At 52.8% G+C, this 14,677-nt stretch carries 15 protein-coding genes; 2 read left to right on the top strand and 13 right to left on the bottom strand.

Going from position 1 to position 14,677, the window contains the following annotated elements; all coding sequences use genetic code 11:
• Window positions 1-84: 84 nt before the first annotated feature.
• The 3 genes from glpX to glpF form a co-directional block, all read right to left on the bottom strand.
• Complete coding sequence (gene glpX, locus ACU8XX_RS23465; RefSeq protein ID WP_001250644.1) at window positions 85-1,095, bottom strand: class II fructose-bisphosphatase; 1,011 nt, start codon at window positions 1,093-1,095, stop codon at window positions 85-87.
• A 134-nt stretch (window positions 1,096-1,229) separates the two neighbouring features.
• Window positions 1,230-2,738 (bottom strand): glycerol kinase GlpK, encoded by a 1,509-nt coding sequence (gene glpK / locus ACU8XX_RS23460; protein WP_004019375.1) that lies wholly within the window; start codon window positions 2,736-2,738, stop codon window positions 1,230-1,232.
• 22 nt (window positions 2,739-2,760) lie between these two features.
• Window positions 2,761-3,606, bottom strand: a complete 846-nt coding sequence (gene glpF, locus ACU8XX_RS23455; RefSeq protein ID WP_000084268.1) for a glycerol uptake facilitator protein GlpF — start codon at window positions 3,604-3,606, stop codon at window positions 2,761-2,763.
• A 424-nt stretch (window positions 3,607-4,030) separates the two neighbouring features.
• Here glpF and zapB point away from each other — a divergent pair, with 424 nt between their 5' ends.
• Window positions 4,031-4,276: a septal ring assembly protein ZapB gene (gene zapB / locus ACU8XX_RS23450; RefSeq protein ID WP_001296623.1), complete on the top strand. Its 246-nt coding sequence runs from the start codon at window positions 4,031-4,033 to the stop codon at window positions 4,274-4,276.
• A gap of 84 nt (window positions 4,277-4,360) precedes the next feature.
• Here zapB and rraA read toward each other — a convergent pair whose 3' ends face one another.
• The 7 genes from rraA to priA form a co-directional block, all read right to left on the bottom strand.
• Complete coding sequence (gene rraA / locus ACU8XX_RS23445) at window positions 4,361-4,846, bottom strand: ribonuclease E activity regulator RraA (RefSeq protein ID WP_000872908.1); 486 nt, start codon at window positions 4,844-4,846, stop codon at window positions 4,361-4,363.
• A 92-nt stretch (window positions 4,847-4,938) separates the two neighbouring features.
• Window positions 4,939-5,865, bottom strand: coding sequence for a 1,4-dihydroxy-2-naphthoate polyprenyltransferase (gene menA, locus ACU8XX_RS23440; protein ID WP_000139496.1), 927 nt, complete (start codon window positions 5,863-5,865; stop codon window positions 4,939-4,941).
• Between the two features lie 66 nt (window positions 5,866-5,931).
• Entirely contained in the window at window positions 5,932-7,263 is a 1,332-nt protein-coding gene (gene hslU / locus ACU8XX_RS23435) for an HslU--HslV peptidase ATPase subunit (RefSeq protein ID WP_001293341.1), read from the bottom strand.
• Between the two features lie 9 nt (window positions 7,264-7,272).
• Window positions 7,273-7,803 (bottom strand): ATP-dependent protease subunit HslV, encoded by a 531-nt coding sequence (hslV, locus tag ACU8XX_RS23430; RefSeq protein WP_000208242.1) that lies wholly within the window; start codon window positions 7,801-7,803, stop codon window positions 7,273-7,275.
• Between the two features lie 92 nt (window positions 7,804-7,895).
• On the bottom strand, window positions 7,896-8,855 hold the full coding sequence (gene ftsN / locus ACU8XX_RS23425) for a cell division protein FtsN (RefSeq protein WP_071598226.1): 960 nt from the start codon (window positions 8,853-8,855) through the stop codon (window positions 7,896-7,898).
• A gap of 91 nt (window positions 8,856-8,946) precedes the next feature.
• Window positions 8,947-9,972, bottom strand: coding sequence for a DNA-binding transcriptional regulator CytR (cytR, locus tag ACU8XX_RS23420; RefSeq protein WP_000644904.1), 1,026 nt, complete (start codon window positions 9,970-9,972; stop codon window positions 8,947-8,949).
• Between the two features lie 155 nt (window positions 9,973-10,127).
• Window positions 10,128-12,326, bottom strand: coding sequence for a primosomal protein N' (gene priA / locus ACU8XX_RS23415; RefSeq protein ID WP_240765315.1), 2,199 nt, complete (start codon window positions 12,324-12,326; stop codon window positions 10,128-10,130).
• Window positions 12,327-12,528: 202 nt separating this feature from the next.
• Here priA and rpmE point away from each other — a divergent pair, with 202 nt between their 5' ends.
• Window positions 12,529-12,741, top strand: a complete 213-nt coding sequence (rpmE, locus tag ACU8XX_RS23410; RefSeq protein WP_000710769.1) for a 50S ribosomal protein L31 — start codon at window positions 12,529-12,531, stop codon at window positions 12,739-12,741.
• Window positions 12,742-12,795: 54 nt separating this feature from the next.
• Here the strand turns inward: rpmE and ACU8XX_RS23405 are convergent, their stop codons facing one another.
• The 3 genes from ACU8XX_RS23405 to metJ form a co-directional block, all read right to left on the bottom strand.
• Window positions 12,796-13,419 carry a TIGR02117 family protein gene (locus ACU8XX_RS23405; protein ID WP_000720774.1) on the bottom strand — a complete coding sequence of 208 codons (624 nt, stop codon included), beginning with the start codon at window positions 13,417-13,419 and terminating at the stop codon, window positions 12,796-12,798.
• A 6-nt stretch (window positions 13,420-13,425) separates the two neighbouring features.
• Complete coding sequence (locus tag ACU8XX_RS23400; protein ID WP_000797341.1) at window positions 13,426-14,034, bottom strand: YiiX family permuted papain-like enzyme; 609 nt, start codon at window positions 14,032-14,034, stop codon at window positions 13,426-13,428.
• Between the two features lie 183 nt (window positions 14,035-14,217).
• Complete coding sequence (metJ, locus tag ACU8XX_RS23395; protein WP_000852812.1) at window positions 14,218-14,535, bottom strand: met regulon transcriptional regulator MetJ; 318 nt, start codon at window positions 14,533-14,535, stop codon at window positions 14,218-14,220.
• Window positions 14,536-14,677: the final 142 nt, after the last annotated feature.

Here is a 14,677-nt window from a genome sequence, read left to right as displayed (position 1 = left end):
TTTTGATTGACTTGCCTTATCTTCGTTCTCCGAACAAAAAAATTCCAGTCCCGAAGGACTGGAAGGCTCAATCGATCAAATCAATCAGAGGATGTGCACCTGCATTTCCGGGTCTTTGCGATCCAGATAGTGGATGGACTGAATGCGGCGAATGGTGCGTGACTTGCCGCGGATCAGCAGCGTTTCGGTAGTCGCGATATTGCCTTTGCGGCTAATGCCTTCCAGCAGATCGCCTTTGGTAATACCGGTGGCAGAGAAGATGACGTTATCGCTGCGCGCCATATCGCCCAGGCGCAATACTTTACCGGCTTCGATGCCCATCGCTTTGCAGCGTGCCAGCTCCTGCTCGCCAATGCGACGATTCTCTTCGTTGTCGCCTTTGACGTCATGACGCGCCAGCAGACGACCGTTCATGTCGCCATCTAATGCGCGGATCACCGCCGCAGAAACTACGCCTTCCGGCGCGCCACCAATACCGTACAGCACGTCAACTTCGCTGTCTGGCATACAGGTGAGAATTGAGGCCGCAACGTCGCCGTCCGGAATAGCAAATACGCGTACGCCGAGTTGCTGCATTTCAGCGATAACGGCATCGTGGCGTGGTTTAGCCAGAATCGTTACCGTCAGTTCGCTCAACGGTTTGCCGAGCGCCGCCGCTACATTGCGCAGGTTATCCGCCAGCGGCAGGTTCAGATCAATGGTGCCTTTGGCTCCCGGCCCGACAATCAGCTTCTCCATATACATATCCGGCGCATTGAGGAAGCAGCCTTTATCGCCTACTGCCAGCACCGCCAGCGCGTTAGCCTGGCCCATCGCCGTCATGCGCGTGCCTTCAATCGGATCAACAGCAATATCTACCGCGTCGCCGCGACCAGTACCGACTTTTTCACCAATGTAGAGCATCGGTGCTTCGTCGATTTCACCTTCACCAATGACGATGGTGCCGTCAATGTTGACCTGGTTGAGCATAATACGCATGGCGTTTACCGCCGCGCCGTCCGCGGTGTTTTTATCGCCGCGTCCTAACCATTTGTAGCCAGCCAGCGCCGCTGATTCGGTGACGCGGGAAAATTCGATGGCAAGTTCTCGTCTCATAGCAAACTCTAAGCAGTAAGGAATGGCGCGAAGTGTAGCACAGGGGAAGGGAGGGATTATTGATGTGTGCGGGGTTGCCCCCGCACGTTTCGGGACTACCGGATGCGGCATAAACGCTTCATTCGGCATTTACATTATTCGTCGTGTTCTTCCCACGCCATCGCGCGTTTAACCGCTTTTTTCCAGCCTGCGTAACGGTAATTACGCTCAGTGGTTTCGATGCCTGGACGGAACTCGCGCTCAATCACCGCTTTCTCTTGCAGCTCGTCGAGGTTCTGCCAGAAGCCAACCGCCAGGCCTGCGAGATAGGCCGCACCCAATGCGGTGACTTCGCGCACTTCCGGGCGCTCAACGCGGGTGCCGAGAATATCGGACTGGAACTGCATCAGGAAATTGTTTGCTACTGCGCCACCATCCACGCGCAGGGCGTGCAGACGGATACCAGAGTCGGCCTGCATCGCTTCCAGCACGTCACGCGTCTGATAAGCAATAGACTCCAGCGTCGCGCGTATAATGTGGTTAGCGTTCACCCCACGAGTCAGACCGAAAATCGCCCCGCGCGCATACGGGTCCCAGTACGGCGCACCCAGCCCGGTAAATGCCGGAACCACATACACACCATTGGTGTTTTGCACTTTGGTGGCGAAATATTCGGAATCGTAGGCGTCGTTAATCAACTTCATTTCATCGCGCAGCCACTGAATGGATGCGCCTGCCATAAACACCGCACCTTCCAACGCATAGTTCACTTCGCCAGTCGGGCCGCAGGCGATGGTGGTCAGCAGGCCGTTTTCTGATTTCACCGCTTTCTCGCCAGTGTTCATCAGCATAAAGCAGCCAGTGCCATAGGTGTTCTTCGCCATCCCTTCTTTCACGCACAACTGACCAAACAGCGCGGCCTGCTGGTCACCGGCGATCCCGGAGATTGGAATACGCGTGCCGCCTTTGCCGCCAATGTTAGTCTGACCGTATACTTCGGAAGAACGACGCACTTCTGGCAGCATCTCGCGCGGAATATCCAGCACTTCCAGCATTTTGTTGTCCCAGTCCAGGGTATGGATGTTGAACAACATGGTACGAGAGGCGTTGGTGTAATCGGTCACATGGACACGGCCCTGAGTCATTTTCCAGATAAGCCACGTATCAACCGTACCAAACAGCAATTCACCACGACGTGCACGCTCGCGAGAGCCTTCCACATGGTCGAGGATCCACTTCACTTTGGTGCCAGAAAAGTACGGGTCAATCACCAGACCGGTATTGCTGCGGATATAATCTTCTAAACCGTCACGTTTTAAATGCTCGCAGATTTCTGCGGTACGACGGCACTGCCAGACAATGGCGTTATAGATAGGCTTGCCGGTTTCTTTTTCCCAGACAATAGTGGTTTCACGCTGGTTCGTAATACCGATAGCTGCAATTTGATCGGAACTGATATCGGCTTTCGCCAGCACTTCTACCAGCGTGGAGCTTTGGGTGGCCCAGATTTCCATTGGGTCGTGTTCTACCCAACCTGGTTTTGGGTAGATTTGCTCAAATTCGCGCTGCGACACGCTAATGATATTGGCATCGTGATCCATTACGACCGCGCGGGAGCTGGTGGTGCCCTGGTCGAGCGCAACGATATATTTTTTTTCAGTCATGTTTAATTGTCCCGTAGTCATATTACAGCGAAGCTTTTTGTTCTGAAGGAGTTGTGGTTTCCTTTTCTTCCACAACACAGATATCGCAAGGCAAATGGCGACCAATCAGTTTGCGGTAGGCAAATGCACCTACAATCGCGCCAACGATAGGGCCGAAAAGCGGCACCAGGAAGTAAGGAATGTCTCTGCCGCCGGTAAAGGCGACATTGCCCCAGCCCGCCAGCCAGGCAAAGACTTTCGGACCGAAGTCACGCGCTGGGTTCATGGCAAAACCTGTCAATGGGCCCATAGATGCGCCAATGACCGCAATCAGTAGACCAATCAGCAAGGGAGCCAAAGGGCCGCGTGGTACACCGTTGCCATCGTCCGTTAACGCCAGGATCAACCCCATCAGAATAGCGGTAATCACCATCTCAACTGCGAAAGCCTGCACAAAATTGATATGAGGATTAGGGTAAGTAGAGAAAGTGCCAGCCAGATCAACACTTTCAACGCTGCCGCGAACAATGTGATGAGTCTGCTCGAAGTCGAAAAATAAATTGTAGTAAAGCCCGTAAACTAAAGCCGCAGCACAGAAAGCGCCGGCAACTTGTGAAACGATAAAAGGAATAACTTTGCGCTTGTCGAAACAGGCAAACAGCCACAATGCAATGGTAACAGCGGGATTAAGATGCGCGCCGGAAACCCCTGCGGTCAGGTAGATGGCCATTGCCACCCCCAGTCCCCAAATGACACTGATTTCCCACTGACCAAAAGACGCACCAGCGACTTTTAGTGCTGCAACGCAACCCACACCGAAGAAAATCAACAACCCGGTACCGAGGAATTCAGCAATGCACTGGCCTTTCAAGGTTGATGTTTGACTCATAATCGGATCCTGAAGAGTTAATGTTTGTTGTATGCGTGAAAGTCACGGACCTCCACGATGCTTGTAGGCATGCTGTAAACTTATCGTTAACGAGCAAAAACGAGAAATATCGAACTTAAAATGTGTGTGCCTCGTCATAAAATGAGCGTTATCGCGCCATTTATTCCATCTGATTGTACATGATGCATGTTTGTTAGATCATTCGCGCAACAAATTTATTAACATTTTCGATTGATGTGGATTATGTCACCAGGAGAAGGATGAAAAGTGTGGCAAACCGTAATCTGCAAGGCGTGCCGCTGGACAGCGATGGCGCGGCTTCATACAATCGGAGCTAACTAAAGTGCGCTCGTATTTATTAAGGCGTCACCGGTAATCGGGACGAGGATTTTTATCCATCAACGCCTTGCAATTCAGGAGAGGTATGACAATGTCATTAGAAGTGTTTGAGAAACTGGAAGCAAAAGTACAGCAGGCGATTGATACCATCACTCTGTTGCAGATGGAAATCGAAGAGCTGAAAGAAAAAAACAACTCACTGTCGCAGGAAGTTCAAAATGCCCAGCATCAGCGCGAAGAGCTGGAGCGTGAGAACAACCATCTGAAAGAACAGCAGAACGGCTGGCAGGAACGTCTGCAGGCCCTGCTGGGTCGCATGGAAGAGGTCTGATTACGCTTCATCTTCCGCGTAATTTCTTTACTGTGTAGGCCAACAGGTAACGCAGAAAAAAGGCACCTTGCGGTGCCTTTCTTATCATTCAATATCCAGCGGATCTTCTGAAAGAATAATCCCGGTATTGTCGGCATAAAGATGGTCGCCGGAGAAGAAGGTGACACCGCCAAAATTGACGCGGACATCGCTTTCGCCAATGCCTTCGCCAGCGGCACCAACCGGAATTGCCGCCATCGCCTGGATGCCGATATCCAACTCTTCCAGGTCATCTACCTGACGCACCGCGCCGTAAATGACCAGACCTTCCCATTCATTTTGTACTGCCAGACGCGCCAGTTCAGCATCGACCAGTGCGCGACGAACAGAACCACCGCCATCGACGACAAGAACACGACCACGGCCATTCTGTTCGAGCAGATCGTACAGCAACCCGTTGTCCTCGAAACATTTTACCGTGATTATTTGTCCGCCAAACGACGCCCGTCCGCCAAAGTTGGAGAACAGCGGTTCCACGACGTTAACATCTTCTTGATAGATGTCACAAAGCTCGGAAGTATCATATTTCATAGGCTTAACATTCAGTTGCTGCGAGAATTTTCAGTATATCGCGCTATGTGGGCTGTTGGCAAAATCATCAATTGTTAATTGATATTTGTCAGTTATGCTGCCCACTGGCTTAGGAATATCCCTAAAACAAACAGCAGGTTAGTCAGTAACGCTCCCTTGACAGTACGTTCCAGCATTGGTCGCATCGCCACCGGGTCCATTTCCCGCATCACATAACGGGCTTGCTTCACCAGTAATGGTGCCGCCAGCAGGAACAGCCAGCCCCACAGGCTATGCAGCGAAAAGAGATTAAACAGCGCCAGACACACCAGCGAGCCCATCAGCAGGCAGGCATGATAACGACGCGCGTTCACTTCACCTAAGCGCACCACCAGCGTGTTTTTGCCATTTTCGCGGTCGCTATTGATATCACGCAGGTTATTAATATTCAGTACTGCCGTTGCCAGCAGGCCGCATGCGGTCGCCGGAAGGATCAGTGCCGGAATCAATGTATGAGCCTGTAAATACCAGCTCCCCATGACACTCAACCAGCCAAAGAAAACCAGTACGGAAATATCACCCAGACCGATATAACCATAAGGACGATTGCCCACGGTGTAGGTGATAGCGGCAATGATCGACAACCCGCCAAGAATCAGGAAACCGACAAAATCGGCCAGCGTATGGCATGCCACTGCAACCAGTGCCAGCCCGGAGAGACAGATGAGCACGACGGTAATAATGAGCGCCCGTTTCATCTCTTGCTGGGTAATGACCCCTTTTTGCATGCCGCGTAGCGGCCCAATGCGGTCAGGTTTATCGCTGCCTTTTACCGCATCGCCGTAATCATTGGCGAGGTTAGAAAGGATCTGTAATAGCCCGGCGGTAATTAGTGCCAGCAGGGCGACCAGCGGATCGAAGTGACCTTGCCACCATGCCAGCGCTGTCCCGACGATAATTGCAGCAAAGGCGAGGGGGAGGGTTTTAGGTCGTAAACTTTCCAGCCACGCCTGAGTTCGGCTAATTTGTTGTTCAGTCATAATACGCGCCAATAAAAATGGGGCCTTTCAGCCCCATCAAACAATGATGAAAATGATTGAACGCGATTATAGGATAAAACGGCTCAGATCTTCATCTGCCACCAACGCATCCAGATGTTTGCTCACATAATCTGCGTCAATAGTGATATTTTGACCGCTTAAATCGCTGGCGTCGTAGGAAATCTCTTCCATTAAACGCTCCAGAACAGTGTGTAAACGACGAGCACCGATGTTTTCGGTAGATTCGTTCACCTGCCATGCCGCTTCCGCGATGCGTTTAATACCGGAGTCGGTAAACTCGATATTTACGCCTTCAGTCGCCATCAGTGCTTTGTACTGCACGGTGATAGAGGCATTCGGCTCGGTCAGAATACGCTCGAAGTCGCTGGTGGTCAGCGCCTGCAGTTCAACGCGGATTGGCAGACGACCTTGCAGTTCCGGGATCAGGTCAGACGGTTTCGCAATCTGGAACGCGCCAGAAGCGATAAACAGAATGTGGTCAGTTTTGACCATCCCGTGTTTGGTGGAAACGGTGCAACCTTCTACCAGCGGCAGCAGGTCACGCTGAACGCCTTCACGAGAAACATCCGGACCGGAAGACTCGCCGCGCTTACAGATTTTGTCGATTTCGTCGATAAACACGATCCCGTGCTGCTCAACAGCGTCGATAGCGTCTTGCTTCAGCTCTTCCGGGTTCACCAGTTTCGCCGCTTCTTCTTCAATCAGCAGCTTCATGGCGTCTTTGATTTTCAGCTTACGCGCTTTTTGCTTCTGGCCGCCCAGGTTCTGGAACATGGACTGCAGCTGGCTGGTCATCTCTTCCATGCCCGGAGGAGCCATAATTTCAACGCCCATCGGTGCTGCGGCAAGATCGATCTCGATTTCTTTGTCATCAAGCTGGCCTTCACGCAGTTTTTTGCGGAATGCCTGACGAGCAGCGGACGGTTCCTGCTGCTGTTCGGTCTGTCCCCAGTTGTTTTTAGCAGGTGGGATCAGCACGTCGAGAATACGTTCTTCTGCCAGTTCTTCAGCGCGATAACGGTTTTTCTCGATAGCCTGGACGCGTACCATTTTCACGGCGGCATCGGTCAGATCGCGAATAATAGAATCCACTTCCTTACCGACGTAGCCCACTTCGGTGAATTTGGTCGCTTCAACTTTGATGAACGGCGCATTCGCCAGCTTAGCCAGACGACGGGCGATTTCAGTTTTACCGACACCGGTCGGGCCGATCATCAGGATATTTTTCGGGGTCACTTCATGGCGCAGCTCTTCGTTGAGCTGCATGCGACGCCAGCGGTTACGCAGAGCAATCGCCACAGAACGCTTGGCGTTGTCCTGGCCGATGATGTGCTTATCCAGTTCGCTGACGATTTCGCGTGGGGTCATTTCAGACATGGGAGATCCTTACGCTTTGTAGCTTAATTCTTCGATGGTGTGGAAATGGTTGGTATAGATGCAAATGTCGCCTGCAATATCCAACGCCTTTTCAGCAATTTCACGGGCGCTAAGTTCAGTGTTTTCTAACAGCGCGCGCGCCGCAGCCTGGGCGTAAGGGCCGCCGGAGCCGATAGCAATAAGATCGTTTTCTGGCTGCACCACGTCACCGTTACCGGTGATGATAAGCGATGCAGTTTCATCCGCGACTGCCAGCAGTGCTTCAAGTTTGCGCAGCATGCGATCGGTACGCCAGTCTTTTGCCAGCTCAACGGCGGCTTTGACCAGATGGCCCTGATGCATTTCCAGTTTACGTTCAAACAGTTCGAACAGCGTAAAAGCATCCGCAGTACCGCCCGCAAAGCCCGCGATGACTTTGTCGTTGTACAGACGGCGGACCTTTTTCACGTTGCCTTTCATTACGGTATTGCCCAACGTGGCCTGACCATCACCAGCGATGACCACATGGCCGTTACGGCGTACGCTTACTATAGTTGTCACGAGCTGACCCCTTGGTTACGAATACAGAGTACAAACCCCGTACAAAAGTACGGGGCATAATGCAATTATAGATGGGGGGGATTTTGAGGGTTTCAACCCCCGGCGGCGAGCCGAATGCAGTTTGTATGACCCGCCATCTTCAACCGATTGAGGGTGCTGTCTGCGTTCTCTTTGCCTTTCACCGGGCCAATGACCACACGATTCCAGCCATTGTTGGTGGTGATTTTCGAGTCAAAGCCTTCGAACGCCAGCTGAGCACGTACCGTCTCTGCCTGTTCCGCGCCTCTGAACGAACCGCACTGCACCATCCAGCGGCGTTCGTCTTTTTTCTCCGCCGTCGGTTTTGGCGCGTCAGCGGCACGAGCAACTGGCGCAGCTTGCTGCGGCTTCGACTGCGCAGTCGTGTGCGCAGGAGTTTGCAGCAGATCCTGGTACGGCTGCTGAGTAGAAGCCGGTTTAGACTGGCGCGGTTGCGCCTGTACCGGCGCGGCTTGCGACGTACGCGTCTGCTGCTGCCAGCTTTGTTCAGCCGTACGCGACTGCTGAGCCAGGCGTTGCTGTTCCGCTAATTGCTGCGCCTGACGTTGGCGCTGTAGCGTTTGCTGACGCTGTTCCGGCGTCTGTTCATTCCAAGGAACTTCAACCAGCTGCGTTGGCTGCTGGCGCATATCAGCCTGCATTTGTTCAAGAAGCTGACGTTGTTCAGGTGTCAGTTGCTCCGGCGTTTTCACTTCACCACCGGCAGAAGGTTCTGTGGGCGCACGCACTCCCGGCTGGCGACTTTCCAGCTCTTTAATGTAGCGCCAGCGTTCTTCTGGTTTTGGTGGTAGTCCGTTTCCGGTCACTTTCTGGCTTTGCAGCGTCTCGGACTCTTCTTTCTTGTGATGCGTAATGAAGTACAGACCACCGATAAAGGTCACAAGAACGGCGGCAGCAATAGCGACCATAGCGGGAGAAACCGCAGGCAGATTTCGTTGCTTTTTCCGTGAGGTGCTCTTTTTTCGCCGCGAAGGTGCCGGTTGGCTGCGGCGTACATAATCTCGTTGTGCCACTATCGTTTCGCTGTATTTATTCGTTCGTCAGCCCGCCATGTTACTTAAGCGGCGGGCCTTTGACCAGTCACGGCAGTCTTAAAGGTTTACTTTAAGGTAACGCGCGTGTTGATCCCCGGATGATAAGTTCGCAGTCCATTAAACGAGAGCCACTGCCAACGTGTTGCCCCTGCATTTGATCAAGCAATAACAGCATAGCTTCCCGACCGATTTCGTAACGCGGCTGCGCGATGGTTGTCAGCGGCGGATCACAAAATTGCGTCAGGTCGATGTTATCAAAACCGATTATGGAAAGGTCTTCCGGGACTTTCAGCCCCTGACGTTTTGCCTGAGAAAGTGCGCCGAGCGCCATCACATCGCTATGGCAGAAGACTGCAGTAGGCGGTTGTGGAAGATCAAGCAGCTGCTGCATCGCTTTGCTTCCGGCTTCGAAGGTGAAGTCGCCACGGGCGATGTATTGCGGATCAACCATAATGCCGCAGCGACGCAGCGCCTGAACGTAACCTTGCAGGCGGTAGTGACACAGCGGCATCTCTTCGGGACCGGCTATACAGCCAATCCGTTTATGCCCTTGCTCATATAAATAATTTACTGCATCAAATGCGGCGGTCAGATTGTCGATATGAACGGTAGGCAGCTCCAGTTCCGGTGCAAATTCGTTCGCCATCACCATCGGCGGCAGATTACGCTGTTCCTCAATGCTGGCATCAAACGGCAGCCTTGAACCCAGCAACAACATGCCATCAATTTGCTTGGTGATGATCAAATCGATAAAGGTTTTTTCCTGCTGATTTTGATGCGCACAGTCGCCAATCAGCACCAGATATCCGTGATTTGCCGCCGTAACTTCGATACCGCGAATAATTTCGCTAAAGAAGGGATCGCAGATATCCGGGACAATCACCAGAATGGTGCGGGATTCATTACGCTTGACGTTGCGCCCCATAGGCTGCGGTAAATAACCCACTTCCCGGGCCGCTTTTTCAACCCGATTACGGGTGGCCTGGGAGACTTTATCGGGATTCATTAATGCTCGGGAGACAGTCGCTGTAGAGACTTTTGCCTTGAGGGCAACGTCTTTCATGGTCGCGGCAGTTTCCTGCTTCTTCGCTTTCACACTCACTCCTCGCCTGGCACGTCAGGCGTACTACATCCATGTTTACTTCACATCGGCAACATTTTTAGCAGATAGCGCGTGAAAACGGTTACAGAATTTTCATGAAAAGTGTGATGAATATTGAATTTTTCGATCCGCCTCGCAACGTTTGCGCATTAGCCTTCGATGGGATCGACATCCAACACCCATTTCACCTTGCGGGAATCCGGTATTGTATTAATAAGCGCCAGCGTACCACTAATGATGTGTTGCAAGCGCATGCGGGAAGGGTGCTGCAACAAGATCTGCCAGCGCCAGCGGCCACCACGCTTAGGTGCCAGAGCCGGAACCGGGCCGAGAACCCACAGTTTGTCGTCTGCCAGCGGGCTGGAAAGGATCAGATTACGCAGTTGTTGCAGGAACAGCGGCGCGTGCTGATTGTTATGATCTTCCGCACGCACAATCACATGGCTGGTCCACGGCGGCAGCTGCATCATGCGTCGCTCAGCCAGCGCCTGTTCGGCAAAGGCGTCGTAGCCTTTATAGAGCAACGTTTGCAACAGAGGATGTTCCGGATGGTGCGTTTGCAGCACCACTTCGCCCTGTTTACCCGCACGCCCGGCACGACCGGCGACCTGGGTGTAAAGCTGGGCGAAACGTTCTGCCGAGCGAAAATCGGCAGAAAACAGCGCGCCGTCCACATCCAGTAACGCCACCAGCGTCACATCCGGAAAGTGGTGACCTTTCGCCAGCATTTGCGTGCCAATCAAGATCCTCGCGCCGCCGCGATGCACTTCCGCCAGTTGCTGTTCCAGCGCCCCTTTGCGGCTGGTGGTATCGCGGTCGATACGAGAAATGGGCACACCAGGGAACAGCGGCGCGAGCGTTTGCTCAAGCTGTTCGGTGCCCAGCCCTACGGGTACCAGGTGCGTGGAACCGCAGGAAGGGCACTGGCGCGGCACCGGACGCTGACTGTCACAGTGGTGGCAGCGCAGATGTTGCTGCGCCTGATGCAGCGTGTAGTAGTGATCGCAACGTGGACATTCGGCAATCCAGCCGCAGTCGTGGCACAGCAAGGCAGGCGCAAAGCCACGGCGGTTAAGAAAGAGGATAACCTGGTTGTCGGCCTGTAAATGCTGGCGCATACGGGTGATTAACGCCGGAGCCAGCCCCGCCTGCACCTTCTGACCTTTTAAATCCAGCACGTGTTGAATTGCCGGACGCGCATTCCCCGCCCGACGCGTCAGGCGCAGCAGGCGGTATTTTTTCTGCTGGACGTTGCATAACGTTTCCAGTGCGGGTGTTGCAGAGCCAAGAATAATCGGGATTTGCTCGCTGTGCGCACGATAAACCGCCAGGTCGCGGGCATGATAGCGCCAGCCTTCCTGCTGCTTGTAGGAGCTGTCGTGCTCTTCATCAATGACAATCACCCCGAGATTTTTAAACGGCGTAAACAGCGCGGAGCGGGTGCCGATGACAATCGCCGCCTCGCCATTTTTCGCTTTCAACCACGCCGAAAGACGCTCGCTGTCGTTCAGGCCGGAATGCAGAACTTCCACGGGGGCATTAAAACGTTCACGAAAACGGGCGATAGTTTGCGGTGTCAGGCCGATTTCCGGCACCATCACCAGCGCCTGTTTGCCCTGAGCGAGCACGTTTTCCAGTACACTGAGATAAACCTCCGTTTTACCGGAACCGGTAACGCCCGCCAGCAGCCAGGCAGAGAAGGTATCCGCCGCACTATGAATTGCGCCAACGGCGGTGGCCTGTTCGGTATTCAATCGCAACCGCTCACCAGAAACGGCATAGTTCGTTCGCCAGTCGCTAAACTCTGGTGTTTCACTTGCTAAATCACACAGACCTTTTTTGCGCAGCGCCTGCAACGCGGCATCATTAAATTCGAGCGTGGCAACCTGGTCGCGCCAGATTTTGCCTTGCCGTAACGCTGCCAGCGCCTGTTGTTGCTTGGGTGAGCGTTTCAGGCTGTTCAGATCCACCGCCTGACCTTGTTCAGTGGCAAACCAGTACCACATCGGCGCGTTCGCCGCAGGCCGCCCCTGGCGTAGTAAAATCGGCAAGGCATGAAACAGCACATCGCCAATCGGATGATGATAGTAATCTGCCGCCCATAGCAGCAATCGCCAGACGGAGTGAGTAAACACCGGCTCACTATCCAGCACTTCGACTACCGCTTTTAGCTCATTGAGCGGCAGTTCGCTGGCATCGCTAACTGATACCACAATCCCGATGCGCTCCTGCTGTTTGCCAAACGGCACGCGCACGCGACACCCAGCTTTAACCGTCATGCCTTCTGGCAGCAGATAGTCAAAGGTACGAGGAAGCGGAACGGGCAAGGCAACGTGGGCAACGGGCATAGCATCATCCTGACTTGAAATTCGGTGGGTTAGTATACACATTGCCGTAGAAGAGTGCGGATCAGTTTGCATACGCTGGTTAATTTCTGTATGATTTCGCGCCTTCGTACGAAATGATCGTATTGAAGCTATACTTTTAACATCGCGTGGTGTCTGGCGTTAGGGCTGGAAGAGCGACGCGGCCTTAAACCGAGGTTTTCCCATGAAAAAAGATATTCACCCGAAATACGAAGAAATTACTGCTAGCTGCTCTTGCGGTAACGTAATGAAAATCCGCTCCACCGTTGGTCATGACCTGAACCTCGACGTGTGCAGCAAGTGCCACCCATTCTTCACTGGCAAACAGCGTGATGTTGCTACCGGTGGCCGTGTTGACCGCTTCAACAAGCGTTTCAACATCCCGGGCAGCAAATAAGACCGGATTTCCGAAAAAAGCGCCGCACGGCGCTTTTTTTGTGCCTGACAATCGTTAAGGCATTGCGCTTATCACACTCCCCGCCGTCAATTTTAAAGCCGGTTCAATCTCTATCCCCGCGCTTTGTAACCCTTTTGCCGTCCATTTATTACAGGTATTTAAAATCCCATAGCGACCATTGGCGGCATAAAACTGGCTGTCACCATAAATGCCTTTTTTGAGTGGAATAACATTTCCCGCCTCGCTACGGGAAAAACTGCGGCCAATAAATAGCATTAAGGTCGCAAGTTGACCGTTGTTAATTGTCAGTGGCTTAACTTCACTGCCAGGAAAATAGCGTTCAGGTGGGGCAGAGAACGCCACCACATGCATTACTGCGCCAGTAGACCAGAACATCGCCTGCAATGTCAGGCGACTGGTAATTTCCTGTGCCTGATAAAAGCCTTTATCGCCCCAGCCGATTTCATACCATTTTGGTTGCGCAAATCTCGCGTCGAGTTGCGGTAAAACACGATTAACGATTGCGGCGGGCACCACAATTCCGGTATGCCAGCCGTGACTGACAATATAAATATTATGCTGACCTGCAAAGTCATTGTTTACCGGAGCGACAGCTTGCGGAAAGGTCGAGCAACTACAAAGCAACAAACAGACTACGGCGGGAATTATTTTTTTCATCATCCATTACCACGAAAACAGCGGCCACTCTTTGGCGACTGTGGTGAGTTGTGGCGCGTCGAAAACGGCTTGTGGTGAAACTACCGTTTCCTCAAGCGGAATATTTTTGCCGTAGCGTTCTTTGAGCTTAGCCTGGACCAGCGGGTTGCTGAGATCGAACTCTTTCAACTTCTGCTGCTCGCCCACGCGCATTCCCAGCGCGTTCTGGTAAACCTTCCACACCACTTCCGAACAGTACTGGCGATCGTCGCTCCATGAGAAGCTGAAATCATACGGTTTACCGAGATAACGTTTTGCCGTTTGCGCCAGTTTTTGCTGTTGTTCAACACTCAGTCCGCCTTCAACGCGGCGAACAACGTATTTGCCCTTTTCACCATGGGCGATCCACTGCTTGAGCGGGGTGTATTTCACCGGGCCGACCGCTTCAAAAACGTAGGGCTTTTTGTTGCGTATCACCAGCATACCGGTGTGGCTATAATCGGAATGGGTCGCCAGTTGGATCGCTTTACTTTGCGATGAGCGAGAGATCTGAAAGATGATGTCGCCGGTTTGTGGCTGCCAGGCAAAGGCAGGTACAGAAACCAGCAGGCTGAGGATCAGCAGCCTGTTTTTCATAGTTAAACGTCCATGTATAAAAAGCGGTGGGTCGCAGACAACGTGCTCGTTGTTTATGCCGGATGCGGCGTGAACGCCTTATCCGGCCTACAAGTTCGTGCAAATTCAATAAATTGCAATATGACGTAGGCCTGATAAGCGTAGCGCATCAGGCGATTCCACTCCGCGCCGCTCTTTTTTGCTTTAGTATTCCCACGTCTCCGGGTTAATCCCCATCTCACGCATGATCTCTTTTGCCGCTTCCGGGATTTCGTCGCTGCGCTCTTTACGCAGATCGGCATCATCCGGCAAAGGTTGCCCGGTAAAGGCATGCAGAAACGCTTCGCACAGCAGCTCGCTGTTGGTAGCGTGACGCAGGTTGTTCACCTGACGACGCGTGCGTTCATCGGTGAGGATTTTTAACACCTTAAGAGGAATGGAAACCGTAATCTTTTTGACTTGTTCACTCTTCTTGCCGTGCTCAGCGTATGGGCTGATATATTCGCCGCTCCATTCAGCCATGAGATACTTAATCCTCTTCGTCAATAAATTGAGACCAGACCACACAATTTATGTGGGTACTGACCGTAAACCCGCATAGTTTACCGTACAGGCGTTACCGTGACATCGTGTAATGCACCTGTCGGCGTGATAATGCATATAA

This window comes from Escherichia sp. MAL-1, assembly GCF_052948035.1.
This window is presented reverse-complemented; position numbering and strand designations above follow the sequence as displayed.

Excerpts from the sequence above, each read along its gene's own strand:
- glpK (WP_004019375.1), bottom strand. The coding sequence starts at position 2,738 with ATGACTGAAAAAAAATATATCGTTGCGCTCGACCAGGGCACCACCAGC.
- menA (WP_000139496.1), bottom strand. The coding sequence starts at position 5,865 with ATGACTGAACAACAAATTAGCCGAACTCAGGCGTGGCTGGAAAGTTTA.
- rpmE (WP_000710769.1), top strand. The coding sequence starts at position 12,529 with ATGAAAAAAGATATTCACCCGAAATACGAAGAAATTACTGCTAGCTGC.
- ACU8XX_RS23405 (WP_000720774.1), bottom strand. The coding sequence starts at position 13,419 with ATGAAAAAAATAATTCCCGCCGTAGTCTGTTTGTTGCTTTGTAGTTGC.
- zapB (WP_001296623.1), top strand. The coding sequence starts at position 4,031 with ATGACAATGTCATTAGAAGTGTTTGAGAAACTGGAAGCAAAAGTACAG.
- priA (WP_240765315.1), bottom strand. The coding sequence starts at position 12,326 with ATGCCCGTTGCCCACGTTGCCTTGCCCGTTCCGCTTCCTCGTACCTTT.
- metJ (WP_000852812.1), bottom strand. The coding sequence starts at position 14,535 with ATGGCTGAATGGAGCGGCGAATATATCAGCCCATACGCTGAGCACGGC.
- glpF (WP_000084268.1), bottom strand. The coding sequence starts at position 3,606 with ATGAGTCAAACATCAACCTTGAAAGGCCAGTGCATTGCTGAATTCCTC.
- glpX (WP_001250644.1), bottom strand. The coding sequence starts at position 1,095 with ATGAGACGAGAACTTGCCATCGAATTTTCCCGCGTCACCGAATCAGCG.
- rraA (WP_000872908.1), bottom strand. The coding sequence starts at position 4,846 with ATGAAATATGATACTTCCGAGCTTTGTGACATCTATCAAGAAGATGTT.
- hslU (WP_001293341.1), bottom strand. The coding sequence starts at position 7,263 with ATGTCTGAAATGACCCCACGCGAAATCGTCAGCGAACTGGATAAGCAC.
- ACU8XX_RS23400 (WP_000797341.1), bottom strand. The coding sequence starts at position 14,034 with ATGAAAAACAGGCTGCTGATCCTCAGCCTGCTGGTTTCTGTACCTGCC.